The following is a 21,066-nucleotide window of genomic DNA, read 5'->3' as shown; positions in this document are numbered from 1 at the left end:
GCTGATCGGCGAGTTCGGGACGAACGACGGTGAGTGGGTGCGCGAGGTCCGCCTCGCGCACCCACACGCGTTCGCGGGCAGCGGTGGACGGCGAGCCCGAGGCGCACGGTCAGGCGTCGTGCGCAGACGTGTCGTGCGCACACGTATCGCCGTCGCGGGCGCCGAAGATCCGGTCCAGGTGATGGGTGAGTACCTCGGCCGCCGACTCCGGAGTGCGCTGGCCGACGAGGATGCTGGTGCCGAGCCCCGCGGACATGGCCAGCAGACCGGCCGCCTCCAACCGCGGATCCAGGCCGGATGCGAGCCGATCCGACTCGTGCGCCCGCCGGAGCAGTTCGCTCACGACCTCTTCGGCGGCGTCGGGATTCCTGATGAAGGGCTGGGCCGCCAGGGTTCGGTCGTGCACGGACAGGACGGCGTACGAGGTGTAGAGGAGGTGGAACGTGCGGCTCTCCTCGTCGACCGGCAGCGCCGCCATCAGCAGCGCCTCGACCGTCGCACGCGGCCCCGGACTCGGTCCGGCGGCGCGGACGCGGGCGGCGACCCGCTCCCCGAACCTCTCCGCCAGATACTCGAGACCGAAGAGCAGCAGCTTCTCCTTCGTCTCGAAGTAGTACTGCACCAGGCGCAGTGACACCCCTGCCTCGGCAGCCACATCACGCATCCCCACGGCATGCAGCCCGCGCCGTCCGGCCACCCGGACGAGCGCCTCGGCGATCTCGCCACGCCGTTCCCCGTGATCCACTCGCTTCGGCACCGACTGCCCCTCCACTCTCCGTCGTCGCTGGTACGGCCCCCGTCGGCCACCTGGATGGTACAGCCGTACCATCATCATGGTACGTTCGTACCACGAAATCGACCCGCTTCGGAGTTGACCATGCCCAAGACCCCTGCCCGTCCACAGGCCGAGGTCGGCCGCTATGTGAGCGACGCCTGGCGTGAGCGCTACTTCGCCGCCTGCGACGCGGTCCACGCCTTGGGCGCACCAGCACTCGAGGAACGCGACGTGGAGACCTCCTTCGGGGCCACGCACGTGTACCGCTACGGCCCCACCGACTCGGCGGCCGCGTCCCGCACCCCCGTCGTACTGATCCACGGAGCGGGCTCCTGCTCCGCCATGTGGTACCCGAACACCCCCGACCTCAGCGCCGATCGCCCCGTCTACGCCCTGGACACCCCTGGCGACCCGGGCCGCAGCGTCCACACCGCCGCCCTGCACCGGCCCGAACACGCCGCCCAGTGGCTCGACGAGGCGCTCGCCGAGCTCGCTCTCGACCGAGTCCACCTCGTGGGGTCGTCCTACGGCGGCTGGCTGGCCCTGAACCAGGCCCACCGCAGCTCGCACCGCCTCGCCTCGGTCACGCTCCTCGATCCCGGCGGCCTGGAGAAGGTGGGTCCCCGCTTCTTCGTCTGGCTCTTCGTCAGCCTCTTCGCGACGTTCGCACCGAAGCCCCTGCGCCCGCGCCTGGCGGCCTGGCTGGAGCAACCGGCCCTCGTCGTACCGGAGTTGCGCACGATGACCAGGACCGCGGTCCGCGCCTACCGGATCCGCCGCCCGGCGCCCCGGCCGCTGTCCGACGACGAACTGTCCACCGTGCGCACACCGTTGTACCTGGTACTCGGCAAGCGGAGCCTCCTGCTGCACCCACACCGGCAAGCGGAGCGCGTACCCCGCCTGGTACCGGGCGCCCGCGCCGAGATCATCTCCGGCACCGGCCACGGCCCGCAGATCGACCACGCAGAAGTGATCAACCGCCGCATACTCGACTTCATGACCACGATCGACTCATCACCGACACACGAGGCCTCCCCCTCCGCCTGGTGATAATGCTCTCGATGGCCGGGATCACGCCGCTCAGTCATCCGCTTGTCCGGGCGGCCGTCGGTGCCCGGGATGCGACAAGCGCTATGTCGACTCGCGTACGACCAGCTCCGTCGGCAGCGTGAGTTGTTGATGTGAGGCCGGCTCCGTGGCCGGGGACGCGGTGCGGGCGGAAATCTCCTGGAGGAGGATCCGCGCCATCGTGCGGCCCAGTTCCTCGACCGGCTGGCGGACCGTGGTCAGGGGTGGGTTGGTGTGGCGGGCCAGGACGGAGTCCTCGAAGCCGACCACCGCGACGTCCGAGGGGACGCCGCGGCCCTGGCGGCGCAGTTCGGCGAGGGCGCCCACCGCCATCAGGTCGGATGCGGCGAAGACCGCGTCCAGGTCCGGTGAGCGTTCAAGAAGCGAACGCATCGCCTGTTGGCCGCCCTCCTCGGTGAAGTCGCCGGCCTCGATCAGGGATTCGTCGGCCGGTACGCCCGCCGCGCGGTGCGCGGTGCGCCAGCCGGCCAGGCGGCTGCAGCCGACGTCCATGTCGAGCGCGCCGGTGATCGTGGCGATGCGGCGCCTGCCCCGCTCGAGGAGGTGACCGACGGCCTGGGTCGCGCCGCCCGAGTTGTCCGAGTCGACGTAGCCGAGGTGTTCCTGCGCGTCGCGCCGCCCGGCGAGGACCGTGGGCAGGCCCATCTCGTCGAGCTGCCCCGGCAGCCGGTCGTGTGCGTGGACGGAGACCAGCAGGACGCCGTCGACCCGGCGGGTCTGCAGGGATGCGGTGAGCTGGTCGCGCTCCGACTGGTCCCGTACCAGCATGAGTTGGAGCTGGGTGCCGGTCGCGGCGAGTGCGCCGCTCACTCCGCGGATCAACGCGGCGAAGAAGGGCTCGGAGCCGAGCCGGCTCTCCGACTCGGGGATGACCAGGGCCACCGCGTTGGTGCGGTTGGTGACCAGGCCGCGGGCCACCGAGTTCGGGACGTACTGCAGCTCCTCGATGGCCGCGAGGACCCGGTCGCGGGCGTCCGAGCTCACCAGCTCCGAGCCGTTGATGACGCGCGAGACCGTCGTCCGGCCCACCCCCGCGCGGGCCGCGACTGTCTTGATCGTAGGACGGCCGTTCCCAGCCATGTGCTCCTCCCCCTGGCTACCGCCACGCCCCGTGCCCGCCGCTGCGGCCGGGGACGCGTGTGTGACGTGACCAGCGGCAATCATGGCAGACGTGCCGCCGGTCCCAGCAGCCCCGTGGGCGGCCGGGACGAATGCGGAACGGCCGCCGCCGCAAGAAGTCGCGTTCAAGTGATTGACACAGCACATGAGTTGGCACGAGTCTTCCCATCGCCGGTGGGAACGTTCCCACCTCGCGTTGGGAACGTTCCCAACGCCCTCGAGACCGCGTCACTCCGGTGCGTCAGCGCCGTCGCTGGGAGGAACCACAGATATGGCACCTGTTCAAAGGTCGTTGCGCACCAGAGCGTCGGCGGTCGTCGCGGCCGTGGGCGCCCTCGCGCTCGTCGTCGGCTGCGGGGGCTCCGACAGCGCCTCGACGGGCGGCGGGAAGAAGGACGGCAAAGTCACCATCACCATGGGCCTGTTCGGTGTGATGGGCTTCGAGGAGACGGGCCTGATCGAGCAGTACGAGAAGGAGAACCCCGAGGTCGACATCAAGGCCGAGATAGCCGGCGACGAGCAGACGTACTACACCGCGCTGCAGACCCGCCTGGCCGGCGGCAAGGGCCTCAAGGACATCCAGGGCATCGAGATCCTGCGCGCCAAGGAGATGACCGACACCCAGGCCGCGAAGTTCGCCGACTTCAAGGACGTGAAGAACACCGACCACTTCCTGCCCTGGAAGCAGTCCCAGATCACCACCGGGGACGGCAAGGTGCTCGGCCTCGGCACGGACATCGGCCCGATGGCGGTCTGCTACCGCAAGGACTACTTCGAGCAGGCAGGGCTGCCCACCGACCGCGAGAAGGTCGCCGAGCTGTGGGCGGGCGACTGGAAGAAGTACGTGGAGGTCGGCCGCACCTTCAAGAAGGACTTCAAGGGCAAGGGCGACAAGGGCGCCGGGAAGGTCGCGTACATGGATGCGTCCAGCGGCCTGTTCAACGCCATGGTCTACGGGCACGAGCAGCAGTTCTACGACGAGAAGGGCGAGTTGATCTACGACAGGAACCCGGCCGTGAAGCAGGCCTGGAACCTGGCTGCGGACGCCGCCGAGGACGGTCTGACGGCCAAGCTCCGCCAGTTCCAGCCGGGTTGGGACCCCGGTCTCGCGAACGGCACCTTCGCCACCGCCGTCTGCCCGGCCTGGATGCTCGGCCACATCAGCGAGAAGGCGGGCGAGAAGAACACCGGCAAATGGGATGTCGCGAAGGCCCCGCAGGGTGCCAACTGGGGCGGTTCCTTCCTGGGTGTGGTGGAGAACAGCCCGGTGAAGGAGGAGGCCAAGAAGCTGGTCGCCTGGCTCACCGCGCCGGAGCAGCAGGCGCACATCTTCGAGAAGCAGGGCAGTGTGCCGTCCTCGAAGACGGCCCTGGACAGCCCCGAGGTCAAGAAGGTCACCTCCGAGTACTTCAGCGACGCACCGATCGGCCGGATCTTCGGTGACGCCGCCAAGGAGATCCCGGACAAGCAGGTGCTCGGCCGCAAGGACGGCACGATCAAGGACACCTTCTCGCAGGGTCTGACGCTGATCGAACAGCAGGGCACGGCGCGCAAGAAGGCGTGGGAGACCACCGCCGAGCGCATCGACAAGGCCGTGGGCTGACACGCCGCCACCCTTCATGCCGACCCGGGCCCGCCTCTCGCGCGGGCGGACCCGGGCCCGGCCCCACCACCCCGCTCGACGGAAGGAATCCGTGCGGTGGCCACCTCCACCCCCAACGCCCAGGCGGGCACCGGAAGTTCGGGCCCGCCACCCGAGTCCGGCGACGACGGCCGGGCGGGCCGGCGGCGCAGCGCGCTGCTGCACCGGCTCGACGTCAAGGGCGTGCCCTACGCGTTCGTCGCGCCGTTCTTCATCGTCTTCGCCGCCTTCAGCTTCTATCCGCTGATCTACACGTCCTGGATATCGCTGCACCGGGTCGAGCTGTCCACCCTCGACTTCATGGAGTGGGTGGCGCTCGACAACTACATCGCACTCTGGAGCGACGAACGCTTCTGGAACGCACTCGGCAACACCGTCACCATCGGCGTCATCTCCACCGTGCCGCAGCTGCTCATGGCCCTCGGCCTCGCGCATCTGCTCAACTACCGGATGCGCGCCTCGCTGTTCTTCCGTGTCGCCTCGCTCGTGCCGTACGCCACCTCGGTGGGTGCCGCGGCCCTGGTCTTCACCATGCTCTTCGAGCGCGACTTCGGAATGATCAACTGGGCGCTCGGCACGGTCGGCATCGACCCGGTGAACTGGGAGGCCGACAAATGGCCCGCCCAGATCGCCATCTCGACCATCGTGATCTGGCGCTGGACCGGCTACAACGCGCTGCTCTATCTGGCCGCCATGCAGGCCATCCCGGCCGACCGGTACGAGGCCGCGGCCATCGACGGCGCCTCCCGCTGGAAGCAGTTCACCCAGGTCACCGTGCCGGGCATCCGCTCGACGATCGTCTTCACCATCGTGCTCTCCACGATCGGCGCGACCCAGCTCTTCGGTGAGCCGCTGATCTTCGGCCAGGGCCCGAACGGCGTCACCGGCGGCGCCGACAACCAGTACCAGACGCTCGGCCTGCTGCTCTACGAAGAGGGCTGGAAGAACTACCAGATGGGCCGCTCGGCGACCGTCGCCTGGGCGATGTTCCTGCTGCTCGTCCTCGCCTTCCTGGCGCAGCGCCTGATCAAGCGGCTGCGCGCCCGTACGTCCTGACCAGGAGTCACGTCACCATGACCACACAGAGTCTCCGGGTCCGGACGGACGCTCCGGCCGCCCGGCCCCCCGAAGAAGCGCCGCCGGCCCGTGGCCGGCGCCCGCTCTTCCGTCAGCGCGCCGGGCGCCAGCACCACGCCGGCCCGCTCGCGTACACCCTGCTCGCGATCGCGGCGATCGTGTCGATCTTCCCGCTGTACTGGACGATGGTCGCGGCCTCGACCGACAACACCCGGGTCAGCCAGTCCCCGCCGCCGTTCCTGCCGGGCCCGAATCTCTTCAGCAATCTGGCCCGCGCCTGGGACGAGGCCGCCATGGGCAAGGCGATGGCGAACAGCCTGATCGTGGCCGGGGTGATCGCCCTGTCGACGGTGCTGTTCGCGACGCTGGCCGGATTCGCCTTCGCCAAACTGCGGTTCAGGGGCCGCAACTTCCTGCTGATGCTGGTGATCGCGACCATGATGGTGCCGCCGCAGCTCGGGGTCGTACCGCTGTTCATGATGATGTCCGAGCTCGGCTGGCAGCAGCAGCTGCCCGCGGTCATCTTCCCCACCCTGGTGAGCGCGGTCGGTGTGTTCTTCATGCGGCAGTACCTGTCGGAGGCGCTGCCTGACGAGCTGGTCGAGGCGGGCCGGGTGGACGGGGCGCACTCGCTGCGGATCTTCTGGTCCATCGTGCTGCCGATCGCGCGGCCGCCGATGGCCGTGCTCTTCATGATCACGTTCGTGCACGCCTGGAACGACTTCTTCTGGCCGTTCGTGGTGCTCGACATGACCAATCCGACCGTGCCGGTGGCCCTCACCCAGCTCAGTGCCGGATACATCCGCGACCAGTCGCTGATCATGGCCGGTGCGCTGCTCGGCACGCTGCCGCTGCTCGCGATGTTCATCGTCTTCGGCCGGCAGATCGTCAGCGGGATCATGCAGGGCGCGGTCAAGGGCTGACCGCCGCAGCTTCCCGCTGATCCCCCAACCACCCTTATCCGAGAGGACTTTCGTGACCATCGCAGCACATCGGCGTCCGTCCGCCGCGCACACCGGGGACGCTCCTCGCACCTTCCCCGAGCACTTCCTGTGGGGCACCGCGACAGCCTCGTACCAGATCGAGGGCGCCGTCACGGAGGACGGGCGCACCCCGTCCATCTGGGACACCTACGCCCGCACGCCCGGCCGGGTGCGCAACGGCGACACCGGCGACCGGGCCACCGACCATTACCACCGCTGGCGCGAGGACGTCGCCCTGATGGCCGAACTCGGCGTGGGCGCCTACCGGTTCTCGCTCGCCTGGCCGCGGATCCAGCCCACCGGACGCGGCCCCGCGGTGCAGAAGGGCCTCGACTTCTACCGCCGTCTCGTCGACGAGCTCCTCGACAAGGGCATCGAACCGGTCGCGACCCTCTACCACTGGGACCTGCCGCAGGAGTTGGAGGACGCGGGCGGCTGGCCCGAGCGGGACACGGCCGAGCGCTTCGCCGAGTACGCGGGCTTCGCCGCGGATGCGCTCGGCGACCGCGTGTACACCTGGACCACCCTCAACGAGCCCTGGTGCAGCGCCTTTCTGGGCTACGGCTCCGGGGTGCACGCGCCGGGCCGCACGGATCCGGCGGCCGCGCTGCGCGCCGCCCACCACCTCAATCTGGCCCACGGACTCGCCGTCCAAGCCCTGCGCGAGCGGCTGCGCCCCGACGCCCGATGCTCGGTCACCCTCAACATCCACCAGGTCAGGCCGCTCACCGACAGCGCGCCCGACCTCGATGCGACCCGCCGCATCGATGCGCTCGCCAACCGCGTCTTCACCGGCCCGATGCTGCGCGGCACCTACCCGGACGACCTCGTCACGGACACCGCGGCGCTGACCGACTGGTCCTTCGTACGGGACGGGGACCTGGAACAGATCCGGCAGCCGCTGGACTTCCTCGGGGTGAACTACTACACGCCGACCGTGGTGTCGCACGACCCGGACCGGGCGGGACACGGCTCGGACGGCCACGGCGCCAGCGCGCACAGCCCCTGGCCCGCGGCCGAGCACGTCGCCTTCCACCAGCCGCCGGGCGAACGCACCGCGATGGGCTGGGCGGTGGACGCCACCGGCCTCTACGACCTGCTGCTCCGGCTCGCCGCGGACTTCCCCCGGCTGCCCCTGGTCATCACCGAGAACGGCGCGGCGTTCGACGACTACGCGGACCCCTCGGGCGCGGTCAACGACCCCGCCAGGATCGCCTATGTACGCGATCATCTCGCCGCGGTCCACCAGGCCGTGCAGGACGGTGCGGACGTACGGGGCTACTTCCTGTGGTCGCTGCTCGACAATTTCGAATGGGCGCACGGCTACAGCAAGCGCTTCGGCGCGGTGTACGTGGACTATCCGACCGGCACCCGGACCCCGAAGGCCAGTGCCCGCTGGTACGCGGAGGTGGCCCGGACGGGAGTGCTGCCGCCGGCAGGCCGGCAGTGAAGTACGGGCGCCGCCCTGGCCACCTCCCGCCACCCGGTGCAAGCTGGGACGACGCAGCAGTGGGCGCCTCGGGGAACGGAGCATCAGCGCGTGCCGCACGACAACGGGGACAAACGTCCGAGCGCCTGGGCGCGCCGGGCGGTGGACCGGCTGCTCGCCGACCGGGCGGCCGACCGGCCGACCCCGCTGCACCCGTTCCCCCTGGCGGGCCCGCCCGGTGCCGCGCTCTACTTCAAGGACGAGTCGCGGCGCCCCACCGGCAGCCTCAAGCACGGACCGGCACGGGACCTGTTCATCGACGCCCTGCGCCGCGGCCGCATCGACGAGGGCACTCCGCTGTACGAGGCCACCAGCGGCAACATGGCAGTCTCCCAGGCGCACTTCGCCCGGCTGCTCGGCCTGGAGTACACGGCCGTCGTACCCGGGCGGACGGGTCCGGCGAAGCGCCGCAGGATCGAGTCGAGGGGCGGCCGCGTGCATCCCGTCGACCCGCCGCTCGCGGTGTACGAGCGGGCCGCCGAGCTCGCCCGGGCGCACGGCGGCCACTACCTCGACCATCTCCGGCACGTGGGCGGGGCGGTGGACTTCACCTCCCCGAACGGTCTCGGCGAGGAGATCCTGCGCGATGTGGAACGGGCCGGTGAGCCGGATCCGGCGTGGATCGTGGTCGGTGTGGGCAGCGGCGCCACCTCGGCCGCGGTGGGCCGCGCCCTGCGGCGGCGCGGCGCGGACACCCGGCTCGCGGTGGTCGATCCGGAGAACTCGGCGTACTTTCCCGGCTGGGCGTCCGGCTGCCGGGACTACGGCACCGGGATGCCGTCCCGGATCGAAGGCATCGGGCGGCCCCGGATGGAGCCGGCCTTCGACCCGGACCTGGTCGATCTGGTGATCCCCGTGCCGGACGCGGCGAGTATCGCCGCGATGCGCCATCTGCACGCCGTCACCGGTGTGTTGGCCGGCCCGTCCACCGGCAGCTGTCTGTGGGGCGCCTGCCAGCTGCTCGACCGGATGCGCCGGTACGGCACCGGCGGCCCGGTCGTCGCGCTGATCGGCGACGGCGGCGAGGCGTACCACGACACGTACTACGCCGACGCGTGGACGGCCGATCGCGGCCTCGACCTCCCGGGTCCCTCGCGAGCGCTGCGCCGCTTCACCGAGACCGGCGTCCGGCTGACCGACGCCACTTAGCTCATGGCTGGGGACGTACGGTGAGGATCTGTTCGGCCCGGCCGACCGGACCGTCCACGTCGTGCAGGACGCTGCTGGTCAGGCCCTGACCGGTGGGGCCGAAGGCGACCGTCGTGTCGAGGCCCGTCCAGGGCCCGGTGGGCTGCCGATGGAAGTGCGCGGTGAGGTCGACATTGGGATACATCCACTCGGTGGGCGGCTGCCGGGTGGCGATGCCGTTCGCGGTGTCGATCAGGGTCACGTACGAGGCGAGCGGGCTGCTCGGCTGTCCCGCGACCAGATCCAGGCCGGTCCTCACCCACGCCGTCGTACGGCCCGGCCGTGGCGGTGCGACCGGGCGGATGTCCAGGGAGGCGATGTAGCCGCCGGGCCACAGCTCCTCCAGGGCCCACCGGTCGAGGTCGTCGGGCGGGGTGAGGCGTTCGCCCGCGCCGCCCGCCACGCCGGTGGTGTCACCGGCGGCGAGCAGCCAGGCGCGGGCCCGCACCACTGGGCGGCCGGCGATCCGTACGACGGCTTCGAGGAGTTCGATGGTGCGCCCCGGGCGGACCGTCTCCACCCGGATCTCGCACTCGTCGAGTGCGAGGCGCCCCAGGATGTCGAAGCTGATCCGGGACAGCAGCAGACCGCTGCCGGGCCGGCCCGCGAGATGCCGGTCGATGGCGTGCACGACCAGGCCGCCGAGCGGGCTGAAGTGCTGCTCGGCGATGTCCCAGGCGCCACCGACGTGCGCGGTGGGCTTGTAGCGGTGCTCGTCGACGGGCTCGTAGTAGCTGCCGGTGTCCACTGGAGTGCGTACCTCTCGACCTGGTGATCTGCTGCCGAGAGCACTCTAGGGACCGTGCTCGGGGTCCGGCACGGCGCCCACCGGCGAGCGCGGGCCGGACGCACGCGCCCGGCCCCGCGCGATCACTTCTCCGCGACCCGTACTCCCTCGGCGTCGACCCGCACCCCGTCGACCGTCAGCGTGCCGTCCTCGTGCGCGGTGACCTTCGCGGTCATCGCCGCCGCCAGGTCGGTGCGCTGCCAACTGCCGCCCTCGCCCTGTTCGTCCAGGGGCGCGCCGGAGTCGGTCTGGGTGGCGGCGAGCACCGCGCGCCGCTCGGCGCCGGTGAGCTTGGGGTGCGCCGTGCGCAGCAGGTCCTCGGCCCCGGCCGGCACGGACGGCGCTCTGCCCTCCTCGCCGATGTGCGGATAGCCGTAGGACATCCGCTCCCGGTACACCTTCAGGGCCTGGTCGGTCGGCAGGTACGGCTTTCCGTGATCGGCGCACTCGGCCGGCGTCGAGCCCGCCCCGATCTCCCGGCACTTCTGGCCGAGCACGGTCGTCAGTTCGTCCCGCGCCCGGCTGAGCAGCTCGCGGAACTCCGGGTCGGACCAGCGCAGTTGGGCCGTCTTGGCGCCGACGATCCGGCCGCCCATGATGTCGGTCGGGTAGTGGAAGGCCAGGACCACCCGGTTGTCGCCGTACTCCGAGGCGCGGGCGAGGATCTGCGGCGCGAGCTCCGGGAGCAGGGTGGCGAGGGTGATGCCCTGGGCGTAGCCGTGGCTGGTGTGTCCGCTGGGGAAGGAGCCGTCACCGGCCAGGCCGTCGTAGCCGCCGCGGCTGTCCCACGGCTCGATGAGGCCCTTCTCGCCGGAGAATCCCATACGGACGAACGGGCGCTTGTACTGGTAGTTGTTCTTCGCCTCCTGGTACCAGTCGGCGTCCGAGTCCGGGGTCTTCTCGATCCGGCCGTCCAACAGCGCCTGCGTTTTGGGCAGTTCGCCGTTCTTCAGGGCCTGGTCGTAGAGCCGCCCGAGGGTGCTGCCCAGGCCGTCGGACATGGACCGGTAGGGGCTGCTCGCGCCGTCGATCAGGGCCTTGTGGACCTTGGGATCGGCGGGCCCCGAGGGCGCGTTGTTGATGTCGACGACGGTCCGGTCGTTGACGGCGGTGAGGTCCTCGTACGAAGTGCCCTCCGGCAGCACCTCGTTGGCGCCCATCAGGGAGGGTGTGTTCCGGGCCGCGTCGAAGGACCGCAGCATCCAGGTGACGTAGTCGCCGCCGTCGGGCGCGTCGGGACGCTTGTCCGAGTCGTACGAGGTGTCGAGCTCGTCGCCGGTGAAGGGCAGGGTTCCGGTGGTCTGGGCGAGTTCGCCGAGCCCGAAGTAGGCATCGGAACTGGTGCTGTTGCTCTGGTGGACCTCGACGGCCAGGGTGTTGCTGCCCTCCTTGAGCGCCGCCGCCGGGACGCCGAAGCGGGTGGTGGCCGGATCGCCCTCGCCGTCGCCGCCGTCGGGCTTCTGGTACTGGAGGTTCTTCTCGATCTGTCCGTCTCCGCGGCCGGCGATGCGGTGGCCGTTCGCGTAGACGGTGACGCTGTCGTCGTGGACGACCGTGCCGAGCAGTCCGGTCATCGAGTCGAGCGTGGCCCGGTCGAGGGAGAAGGAGGTCCGGAAGAAGTACGCCTCCAGGTTGTCCCCGGACTCCTTGCGCAGCTTCAGCTCTGTCTCGACGGGGAAGCCGTCGCCGAGGTCCGTGCCGTCGTTCTTCGCGCCGAACGGTCCGGTGGCCTCCTTCCACGGCACGTCACCGTCGTCGAAGCCGGGCCGGGTCCAGGCCGTGCGGTCCTCGTCACCGCGCGCCGGGTCGACGTCGGGGGCGTCGAGATAGCTCCAGGCGGCCGAGCCGTCGAGGGCGGCCTTGCCGAGGACGATGTCGTCGATCCAACCGGTGGGTGTGGCACCGGACTTGGCGTGCCCGTCCGCGTACCGGAGCCGGATCTCGCTGACCCGCCGGCCCGCGAGGTCGCCGAGGCCTGCGGAGACGGTGGTCCACTCGCCCGGTTCGGGCGCCCCGTCGCCGGGCTCGCCCTTGCGGGTACGGGGGTGCTGGCCGTCCTTGTCGGTGTGCACGACGTCGAGGGCCACCGGCTCGGAGGCCGCGTCCTGCGGACGGATGCGGTAGCGGAGCTCGGCCTTCTCCCCGATCGGGACGTCGAGGCCGGAGCGCAGCACCACCGTGGAGGAGGCGGCCCCTGAGCCCAGGACGCGCCCGGAGTAGCGCAGGGCCGCCGATCCGTCGGCCGCGCCCGCCGCGTCGGCGTTCTCGACCGAGACGCCGAGGGCCGAGGCGCCGGAGCCCGCCGAACTGCGCAGGGTCCAGTCGGCGAGCTGCAGCTTCTCGCTGTCGTCGGCCGAACCCTCGCACCGGTCGGCGCAGTTGTCGGTGATCCGGAGCTGGTAGTGGCGGTACGCCCGCGGCGCTCCGATCGAGTAGAAGCCGGTCTGGCCGCGCCTGTCGAACCGCTGCTCCTTCCGCCGGTCGAGGACCTTCCACGAGGCGTCGTCCGGGTTCTTCGCGGCGGAGTCGCTGTTGCTGCCGAGGACGGTCCATGCGGCGGGGTCGCGGGGCGCGGCGTCGTCGGCCGCCGTGAGCGAATAGCCGGTGACGGCCGCGGAGTTGCGGAGCGTGTAGGTGGCGTGCACGGGCGCGTCGGCGGTGGGCCGGCCGCTGTCCTTGGCGTACCACTTGGTGCCGGGATCCTGGTCGGCGAGGCTCGGCACGCCTTCGGAGGTACTCGTGTCGTTCGGGTGGTCGGATCGGATGTCACTGACCGTGGTGGTGACCCGGGTGGTCTCGCCGCGGAGGTTGCGCGCGGCGCCGACGGCGGGGAATCCGGCGGGCCGCGGTGTGCCGGGCTCGAAGGATGTGGACCAATGGCCCGCCGCCGGAGGCGAGTTGTCCGCCGCGGCGGCCGCGTCCGCCGCTCCCGCCGGGCCGGTGCCCGCCCCGAGTGTCCCCGCCACGAGGGCGGCCACGACCGCCCCGGCTCCCCTGCCACGTCCATGTCTTCCGAAGACCCGCACGAGCCGCCTCTTCTCTCGGGACCATCTGGACAACGTTGTCAGCGAGGATGAGCCTGCAGCGCGGTGAGGGGACATGTCAATGGTTCGGCGCCGCCCCGCCGGATCAACTGCCGCCGGCAGCCTCCGACTCCAGCGGCGGCCGGTCCGCGCCCGGCCGTACGGGAGTGAACAGGACGCGGCGGGCCACCTCGGGCGCGAACAGCGCGGTGACCGGTGCGTTCAGGCCGAGCACGGCCCGGAACGCCCTGCCGATCACGGGGTCGGTGCCGGCACGCTGCTGCACACGCGCCAGATACCAGCCGGCCGGGCGCGCGGCGGCGGGCGTGCCGAGCGCATTGCCCCACACGCCCGGCATCTGCTTGTCCGCACCGGCGGAGATGTCCCAGGCGAGCCGGGACGAGTCGAGCAGTGCCCGCTGCACCCGGCGGGTGCCGGGTGTGCGGCGCGGATCGGTGAGCGCCTCGCGCAGCGCGACGGCGTTCTGCGCGGCGACGGTCATGCCCTGCCCGTAGATCGGGTTGAAGGTGCACAGGGCGTCGCCGGTCGCCAGGAATCCGGCGGGGCGGCGGCCGGGCAGGTCGTAGCGGCGGCGGACGTTCGCGGTGCGGCGGAAGCCGACGACCGGCGAGAGCGGCTCGGATGCGCGCATCCAGTCGTACACGATCGGGTGCGGGAGGCGTTTCGCGTACGCCTCGAAGTCCTCGCCGTCGGTGGGTGGTTCGTCGCCGCGCAGGCCGGAGAGGGTGGCGAGATACGTGCCGTCCTCGATGGGCAGCACCACGGCGCCGAGCGTCTGGCGCGGGTTGGGCACCATGTAGTAGCCGAGGGCAGTGGTGCCGAGCCTGGACTCGGTGTCGCGGTAGACGCGGGTGGCGTAGGCGAGACCGCTGTCGATGATCTCCTCGTGCGGCGGTTCGGCGCCGATCCCGGTGAGCCAGCGCCCGGCCTTCGTGCCCCGGCCGGTGGCGTCCACCACCAAGTCCGCGCGGAGGGTGCGGGGTTCGGCCCGCGGGCCCTCGTCGCGTCCGCGCAACTGCACGCCGCGCACCCGGTCGGCGTCACCGACAAGCCCGACCACCTCGGTGCCCTGCACGGCGTCGATCGCGGAATGCTCCAACACCCGCTGCCGTACCAGGCGTTCGAGCTGGGCGCGGGTGCCCGTGTGCAGATGGGTGGTGGCGGCTGTGCGCCGGTACCAGCCGCCGTTCTGCCACTGCACCATGTGCTCGGGCATGCCGACCCGGGGTGCGCCGGCCGCCCGCAACTCGGCCATGAATCCCGGCAGTACGGCCTCGAGGGCGCTCTGCCCGCCCTCGAGGAGCACATGGGTGTGCCGGGACTGCGGGGCTCCGGAGCGTCTGCTGTCCGCCTCGGACGGCCGGTCGCGCTCCACGACGGTGACGCGCTCCGCGTGGTCGGCGAGCACTCGCGCGGCGAGCAGCCCCGCGATGCTTCCGCCGACGACGACCGCGTGCCGTTCCCGCGACTGGACGCCTCCACCGACCTCCGACACCACGGCTGCCAACGTCTGCCTCCCCGAAGTCCTGCTCGCACTGGTCCGTCCGGTCCGGCGGATCCGGTCCGACGCGCTCCAGTATTCCAAGGACTGCCGGGTGCCCTGACGTCAGGTGTTCAGCGTGACGACCGCCTCGTCGGAGAGCATCAGGAAAGTGAGGGTCTCCTGCAGGTACAGCTCCACCTCCCTGCCGTCATGGCCCGTGTAGCCGATGGACAGGTCCTGGCCCAGGCGCAGTTCGTAGTCGCCGCCGCGACCGGACAGCACCACTCCCCCGGCGAGCGCCGGCGCCCAGATCAGCTCGCCGTCCAGGAGCCTGGTGAGGTGCTGCGCCACCGGATAGCCGTGGTCCGAGGTCTCACTGACCGCCGTGTACGCCTCGGCGCCGAGCAGGAGCGAGTACGGGCCGTCGACACCGGCGAGCCGCAGCGAAGTCAGCGCCTGGCTCACCGTGTTGGGGTACTCGCGGACGTCGGAGGGCAGCGTGAGCACCGGGTTGGACGACCGGTCGCGTACGCCGTCGATGCCCGCCTCGCGGTACCCGTCGAAGACGATCCGGTCCTCGGCGAAGGCGATGCTGCGGGCCGCGTCCTTCACCGGCTGCCAGTCGGAGTCCCCCGAGCCGCGCTCCACGTCGTCCACGGCGTCCCGCGAGACGGTGAACGGCACCCGGAGTTCGGTGACCGGCATGGCCTTGCGCAGCCGGGCGCGTACGCCTTTTGCGGGTGAGGCGATCTCGGTGAGATGGCCGGTGCCGACAGCGGCGAGCTCCGGTCCTTCCGGGCCGGTGACGTCCACGATGCGACGGCCCGCGATGTTGCGCCGGAAGGTGCGGCCGGCCTCCTCCTCGATCTCGGCCCAGGCGGCGGCGCTGATGGGGGCGAGGTCCCGGTGCAGATTGTTCATGGGCTGCTTGCTCCTTTGAGGCTGCCGATGCCGAGCGATCCATGGGTGGCCGGCTCCGTGGCGGCCGCGGCCGGTGCGACGGCGACGTCGGCCTGTTCCGCGGCGGCGGCACCCGGCTGGTCCGGCGGATCCGGCTGGTCGTCGAAGAATCCGGCCGGGGGCACGAAGAAGAGGTTCCCGGTGACGGCGGTCGAGAAGTCGAGGATGCGATCGTGGGTGACGGACGGGGGTTCGCCGAGGAACATGTTCTGCAGCATCTGCTCGATGACGCTCGGGGTGCGCGCGTACCCGATGAAGTACGTGCCGAACTCACCGCGGCCGATGGTCCCGAACGGCATGTTGTCGCGGACGATCTTCTGTTCCTCGCCGTCGGCGTCGGTGACCGTGTTGAGCGCGACGTGCGAGTCGGCGGGTTTGACGTCGTCCGGCATCTCGATGTTGGTGCTCTTGCTGCGGCCGATGACGCGCTCCTGCTCGTCGGTCGGCAGCGCCTCCCAGGCGGCCATGTCGTGCAGGTACTTCTGGACGACGACATAGCTGCCGCCGGTGAAGTCCGGGTCCTCGTCCGGGCCGATCAGGACCGCCGTGCCGGCCGCCTCGCCGGTCGGGTTCTCGCTGCCGTCGACGAAGCCGAGCAGATCGCGTTCGTCGAAGTACTTGAATCCGTGTGTCTCGTCGACGACCGTGACCGCGTCGCCGAGCTGGGTCAGCAGTTGGCGGGCCAGTTCGAAGCAGAGGTCCATGCGCCGGGCCCGGATGTGGAAGAGCAGGTCGCCGGGGGTGGCGACGGCACGGTGCCGGGCGCCGTTCAGCTCGCGGAACGGATGCAGCTCGGCGGGCCTCGGCCCGCCGTACAGCCGGTCCCAGGCCTCGGAGCCGATGCCCGTGACGCCGCTGAGCCGGTCCTCGGGTGCCCGGAACGCCACCGAGCGCTGCAGGCCCGGCAGGTTCTCGAGGACGTCACGGACCTGCTGTTCCGCCCCGTGGCGCACGGTGACGACGAGGAACACCGCGGCGCGCGCGGGGGGTTCGAGTACGGGCTGTGGCTCGGGGGCGGGTCGGGGTTCGGGCACTTGCCTCGGCCTCCCGTGTGCTGGCTGTCGTTCAGGGCTGTCTCGGGTTCCCGGCACCGGCAGGTGAGAAACCGACATGCCGGCGGGGCGTCAACTCTCCCGTGTGATGGTGACCTTGACATGCTTCATCAGAGGCTGGTCGCTCTGGACGCTGAAGTCACCGATCGCGCACAGCACGTTCATCTCCGGCATGTATCCGGCCGCACAGCCCCGCGGCATGTCGTACGGGACGGCCAGATAGCCCTCCAGGCTGCGCCGGCTGCCGTCCTTGGCGGTGCTGACGATGGTCACCGGGTCGAATTCGGCGAGGCCGCGCTCGCGCATGTCGTCCTTGTTCATGAAGACCAGGGTGCGCAGGTTCTTGACACCCCGGTAGCGGTCGTCGTCCGAGTAGATCGTGGTGTTCCACTGGTCGTGCGAGCGCATCGTGCCGAGCGCGAGCGTGCCCGGCTCGGGCACCACGTCCGGCAGCGGGGCCGCGCTGAACTCGGCACGGCCCGACGGCGTACGGAACACCAGCTCGCGGGCCGGCTGCCTGATGCGGAAGCCGAGCGGCAGCCGCACCCGCCGGTTGCAGTCCTCGAAGCCGTCCAGGACCTGCGCCATGGTGTCGCGGATCCGGTCGTAGTCCTCGACGTACCACTCCCAGGGGGTGTCGCTGCGGGGCAACGCGGCCCGAGCCAGGCCCGCGATGATCGCCGGCTCCGAGAGCAGGTGCTTCGACGCGGGACGCTTCATGCCGCGCGAGAGGTGCACCATGCTCATCGAGTCCTCGACCGAGGTGCTCTGCACGCCGCCGCGCTGGTGGTCCTTCTCGGTGCGCCCCAGGCACGGCAGGATCAGCGCCCGGCGGCCGTGCACCAGATGGCTGCGATTGAGCTTGGTGCTGACCTGCACGGTCAACTCGCAGTTGCGCAGCGCCTCGTAGGTGTAGGGGGTGTCGGGTGCCGCGAGCGCGAAGTTGCCGCCCATGCCGACGAACACCTTCACATCGCCGCGCTGCATCGCCTCGATGGTGCCGACCGTGTCCAGGCCGTGCGCGCGCGGCGGTTCGATGCCGCAGACCGCTCCGAGCCGGTCGAGGAACTCCGGCTCGGGCCGGTGGTCGATGCCGCAGGTGCGGTTGCCCTGCACATTGCTGTGCCCGCGGACGGGCGAGGGACCGGCGCCCTCTCGGCCCAGATTGCCGCGCAGCAGTAGGAGGTTGACGATCTCCCGTACGGTGTCGACGCCGTGCTCGTGCTGGCTCACCCCGAGGCACCAGCTGATGATCGTGCGGTCGGCCTCGCCGTAGACCCGGGCCGCCTTGAGGATGGCGTCGCGGCTGAGGCCCGACTGCCGTTCGAGCTCCTCCCAGGTGGTGGCCTCGCACATGTCGCGGTACGCCTCGAAGCCTTCGGTGTGGCGCTCGATGAACTCCCGGTCCACGGCCTTCGGATCGGTCGCCGACTGCTCGAGAACCGCCTTGGCCATCCCCCGCAGCAGCGCCATGTCGCCGCCGATGCGCGGCTGCAGATTGAGGGTGCTGGTCCGGGTGGTCTTGTACAGGGCCATGTCGAGGAAGTCGTGCGGCACGATCGTGCGGGTGGCGGCGGCCTCGACCAGCGGATTGACGTGCACGATCTGCGCGCCGCGGTGGTAGGCCTCGGCCAGCGCGGTCAGCATCCGCGGGGCGTTGGAGGCCGCGTTGACGCCCATGATGAACAGGGCGTCGGTGGTCTCCCAGTCCTTGAGGTCGACGGTGCCCTTGCCGGTGCCGAGTGAGGCCTGCAGGGCGCGGCCGCTCGCCTCGTGGCACATGTTGGAGCAGTCGGGCAGGTTGTTGGTGCCCAGTTCCCTGGCCATCAGCTGGTACAGGAAGGTCGCCTCGTTGCCGAGCCGGCCGGAGGTGTAGTACGCCGCCTGGTTCGGGTCGTCGAGTGCGCCGAGCGCGCGGCCGAAGGTCTCGAACGCCTCCTGCCAGCTGATCGGCACGTAGTGGTCCGACTCGGCGTCGTAGACCATCGGTTCGGTGAGCCGTCCCTGGTCCTCGAGGGCGAAGTCGCTCCATCCGGCGAGTTCGGTGACGGAATGGGCGGCGAAGAATTCCCGGCCCACCCGTTTGTTGGTCATTTCCCAGGTGACGTGCTTGATGCCGTTCTCGCAGATGTCCAGATGCAGGCCCTTGGTGTCGTCGGGCCAGGCGCATCCCGGGCAGTCGAAGCCGCCGTTCTCGTGGTTCATCCGCTTGATGGCCCGCGGACCGTCGACCAGTGCGCGCTCCTTGAGCAGGAATCGGCTGACGCTCTTCGCGCGCCCCAGGCCGCCGCCGGGTGGTGGTACGGGTGGAATTCCGGTTCGCCCTCGGGACTGGGTCCGACTCGGGCTTCACGCGGCGCGAGGGGCTCCGAAGGGGCCGGCGGATCCGTCGTCACGTGCGGATCCAGGGCGTCCACGGACTCCCTGCGGTCCTCGTTGCTGGTCACGGTGCTCACCTTCCGCATACGGGCGCGGGTCTGTGCACTCCGGTTCAGGCTATTCCCGGGGTTCCCCGGTCGCCATCCAGGACCGGGAATCCCCCTGTCACCGTGGCTCAGCCCGTGACGAGTCCGACCACGAGGTTGATGGCCGTGGCGAGAATGCCCGTCCCGAACACGTACGACAGCAGGCAGTGCCGCAGCGCGATCGCCCGGATCACCGAACTGGAGACATCGGTGTCGGACACCTGGTAGGTCATGCCGAGGTTGTAACTGAAGTAGAAGAAGTCCCGGTACGAGGGCGGATCGGTGCCGTTGAAGTCGATTCCGCCCCCGGACTCGCAGTACACGTACGCATACCGTGCGGCATACATCAGATGCAGCGCCGCCCAGGCCATGAAGACTCCGCAGAGCGCCGTCGCCGCGGCCGCCTGGCCGGTGGCCTCCCCGTGCCCGGGACCGCGCAGCAGCAGGACCACGATCGCGACCAGTCCGCAGAGCGCGACGCCGACCACCGCGGTCTCCTCGCCGGCGGGCCTGAAGTCCTCCCGGCGGGCGTTGCGCCGGGTCGCGGCCGCGTCCATCGGCCACAGCACGGCCCAGCCCCAGACCACGAAGACCAGCTCGGTGACCGCGATCCCCACGAGCACCCCGAGCGAGCCCTCGACCAGCAGCCCGACCAGGACACCTGCCGGCACCCCGACCACGACGGAACCCACGAGGCGGCGTACGGCGGACATCGGCAGGGACGCCTTCATTCCTCCACGCTAGTCTCGGCCGTCGAGCACTGCTCGGCGGTGCTCAGCAGTGCTCGACGGCCGGACGGTCACGTCACCGGAGTCGGTTCACCGCACACCCATCGCGTCGAGGAGCATCGGCAGGGAGGCGTGCAGTTCGCGCTCCCAGTACGGCCAGGTGTGCCGGCCCGGGCCGTAGAAGTTGGTCGTGAGCTTCCGGGCGCCGAGCCGCTCGAGCTCCGCGGCGACGGCGTGGTTCTGCCGGTTGAAGTCCGCTTCGAGGGCGTCGTCGGCGGAGTCCGGCGGGTCGAGCGGTCCGGGCGTACCGTCGCCGCAGGACAGATAGACCGGCAGGTGCCTGAGCCGCTTCGCCAGGTGGTACGGGTCGTGGGCGGCCCAGATCCGGCGCTGCTCGACCGGGTCGCCCCACAGCCGCAGCGGGTCGTCGCCCTGTCCTTCGACGAGTCCGAGGAGCCGGTCTACGGACTCCTCGTCGAGCAGGGGGTGCGCCGAGCCCGAGTACGCGGCCGTCGCCTTGAACATGCCGGGGTGCCGTGCCGCGTAGAGCAGCGCGCCCTGGCCGCCCATCGACAGTCCGGCCACGGTGCGGTTGCTGCTCGCGCCCCAGTCGCTTTCGAGGAGTCGGCGCAGTTCCTCGGTGTGGAAGGTCTCCCAGGCTGGGTCGCCGCCGCGGCCGTCGTTCCACCAGTCGCTGTACCAGCCGTTCCGGCCGGCCTCCGGCATCACGACCAGGACGTCGCGCAGGCTCTCGATCTCGGCGACGTCGGTGGAGCCGGTCCACGAGGTGTAGTCGCCGCAGCAGCCGTGCAGCAGCCACAGCGTGGGCCGGTGCCGACTCCGGTCGGCGGGGTCCCAGCCGTCGGGCGTGAGCAGGCGGACGTTCACCGTACGGCCGCCGAGCGCGCTGGATCGTACGGACAGATCGATCTGCCGGTCGGCGACCCGGGTGACGTCCACGACCTCGGCGCCGCCCCGCGGGGACCGCTCGGCGGCGGGCTCTGCGCCGGCCGCGGTCCACCCCGGAAGCAGCGCGAGGAGGAGAGCGACCGCGAGGGCGAGCAGGAGAGGCGGTCGGGCGCCTTGTCCGATGCGTCTGGTACGGGCTGCGGTGGCGAGTGGTGCTGGTTCCGCGTTCATGGCGGCTCCGTAAGTTGTTAGGCGGCCCGGGAGGGCTCGGACACC

At 70.9% G+C, this 21,066-nt stretch carries 15 protein-coding genes and 1 pseudogene; 6 read left to right on the top strand and 10 right to left on the bottom strand.

Annotated elements, in window-relative coordinates:
• Positions 1-109: 109 nt before the first annotated feature.
• Complete coding sequence (locus DY218_RS06140) at positions 110-757, bottom strand: TetR/AcrR family transcriptional regulator (protein WP_128554881.1); 648 nt, start codon at positions 755-757, stop codon at positions 110-112.
• A 120-nt stretch (positions 758-877) separates the two neighbouring features.
• Between DY218_RS06140 and DY218_RS06135 the strand changes: the two genes are divergently transcribed.
• Positions 878-1,825, top strand: a complete 948-nt coding sequence (locus tag DY218_RS06135; RefSeq protein WP_128554880.1) for an alpha/beta fold hydrolase — start codon at positions 878-880, stop codon at positions 1,823-1,825.
• Between the two features lie 81 nt (positions 1,826-1,906).
• On the opposite strand, the gene DY218_RS06130 is transcribed toward DY218_RS06135, so the two are convergent.
• Positions 1,907-2,944, bottom strand: coding sequence for a LacI family DNA-binding transcriptional regulator (locus DY218_RS06130; protein ID WP_128554879.1), 1,038 nt, complete (start codon positions 2,942-2,944; stop codon positions 1,907-1,909).
• A gap of 310 nt (positions 2,945-3,254) precedes the next feature.
• On the opposite strand from DY218_RS06130, the gene DY218_RS06125 reads away from it, so the two are divergent.
• From DY218_RS06125 to DY218_RS06105, 5 genes are all read left to right on the top strand, one after another.
• Positions 3,255-4,586 carry an ABC transporter substrate-binding protein gene (locus DY218_RS06125; protein ID WP_128554878.1) on the top strand — a complete coding sequence of 444 codons (1,332 nt, stop codon included), beginning with the start codon at positions 3,255-3,257 and terminating at the stop codon, positions 4,584-4,586.
• A 96-nt stretch (positions 4,587-4,682) separates the two neighbouring features.
• Entirely contained in the window at positions 4,683-5,681 is a 999-nt protein-coding gene (locus DY218_RS06120) for a carbohydrate ABC transporter permease (RefSeq protein ID WP_128554877.1), read from the top strand.
• A gap of 17 nt (positions 5,682-5,698) precedes the next feature.
• Positions 5,699-6,625, top strand: coding sequence for a carbohydrate ABC transporter permease (locus DY218_RS06115; protein ID WP_128554876.1), 927 nt, complete (start codon positions 5,699-5,701; stop codon positions 6,623-6,625).
• 52 nt (positions 6,626-6,677) lie between these two features.
• Entirely contained in the window at positions 6,678-8,135 is a 1,458-nt protein-coding gene (locus DY218_RS06110) for a GH1 family beta-glucosidase (protein WP_128554875.1), read from the top strand.
• Positions 8,136-8,225: 90 nt separating this feature from the next.
• Positions 8,226-9,323: a PLP-dependent cysteine synthase family protein gene (locus DY218_RS06105; RefSeq protein WP_128554874.1), complete on the top strand. Its 1,098-nt coding sequence runs from the start codon at positions 8,226-8,228 to the stop codon at positions 9,321-9,323.
• 1 nt (position 9,324) lies between these two features.
• Here DY218_RS06105 and DY218_RS06100 read toward each other — a convergent pair whose 3' ends face one another.
• The 8 genes and pseudogenes from DY218_RS06100 to DY218_RS06065 all read right to left on the bottom strand — a co-directional run bounded on the left by DY218_RS06100 (position 9,325) and on the right by DY218_RS06065 (position 21,021).
• Positions 9,325-10,110 carry a thioesterase family protein gene (locus DY218_RS06100; protein ID WP_128554873.1) on the bottom strand — a complete coding sequence of 262 codons (786 nt, stop codon included), beginning with the start codon at positions 10,108-10,110 and terminating at the stop codon, positions 9,325-9,327.
• Between the two features lie 122 nt (positions 10,111-10,232).
• Positions 10,233-13,127, bottom strand: coding sequence for an acid phosphatase (locus DY218_RS06095; protein WP_233521394.1), 2,895 nt, complete (start codon positions 13,125-13,127; stop codon positions 10,233-10,235).
• A gap of 151 nt (positions 13,128-13,278) precedes the next feature.
• Positions 13,279-14,691, bottom strand: coding sequence for an FAD-dependent oxidoreductase (locus tag DY218_RS06090; protein WP_128554942.1), 1,413 nt, complete (start codon positions 14,689-14,691; stop codon positions 13,279-13,281).
• 108 nt (positions 14,692-14,799) lie between these two features.
• A complete protein-coding gene (locus DY218_RS06085) occupies positions 14,800-15,597 on the bottom strand; it encodes a family 1 encapsulin nanocompartment shell protein (RefSeq protein WP_128554871.1) in 798 nt (265 codons plus the stop codon).
• The gene (locus DY218_RS06080; RefSeq protein ID WP_233521393.1) at positions 15,594-16,670 is read right to left on the bottom strand and encodes a Dyp-type peroxidase; all 1,077 of its coding nucleotides are present in this window, start codon (positions 16,668-16,670) and stop codon (positions 15,594-15,596) included. The genes DY218_RS06085 and DY218_RS06080 overlap by 4 nt, the downstream gene beginning before the upstream one ends.
• A 90-nt stretch (positions 16,671-16,760) precedes the next feature.
• Positions 16,761-19,084 (bottom strand): annotated as a pseudogene (locus tag DY218_RS06075) (FdhF/YdeP family oxidoreductase).
• A gap of 158 nt (positions 19,085-19,242) precedes the next feature.
• Positions 19,243-19,884 (bottom strand): DUF1345 domain-containing protein, encoded by a 642-nt coding sequence (locus DY218_RS06070; protein WP_128554868.1) that lies wholly within the window; start codon positions 19,882-19,884, stop codon positions 19,243-19,245.
• Between the two features lie 87 nt (positions 19,885-19,971).
• Positions 19,972-21,021 carry an alpha/beta hydrolase gene (locus DY218_RS06065; RefSeq protein ID WP_128554867.1) on the bottom strand — a complete coding sequence of 350 codons (1,050 nt, stop codon included), beginning with the start codon at positions 21,019-21,021 and terminating at the stop codon, positions 19,972-19,974.
• Between the last annotated feature and the right edge of the window lie 45 nt (positions 21,022-21,066).

Origin of the sequence: Streptomyces triticagri (genome assembly GCF_003429565.1) — a bacterium.
Lineage (GTDB): Bacteria > Actinomycetota > Actinomycetes > Streptomycetales > Streptomycetaceae > Streptomyces > Streptomyces triticagri.
Note: the sequence above shows the minus strand (reverse complement) of the source record. Positions and strands in the feature narration are given on the sequence as shown.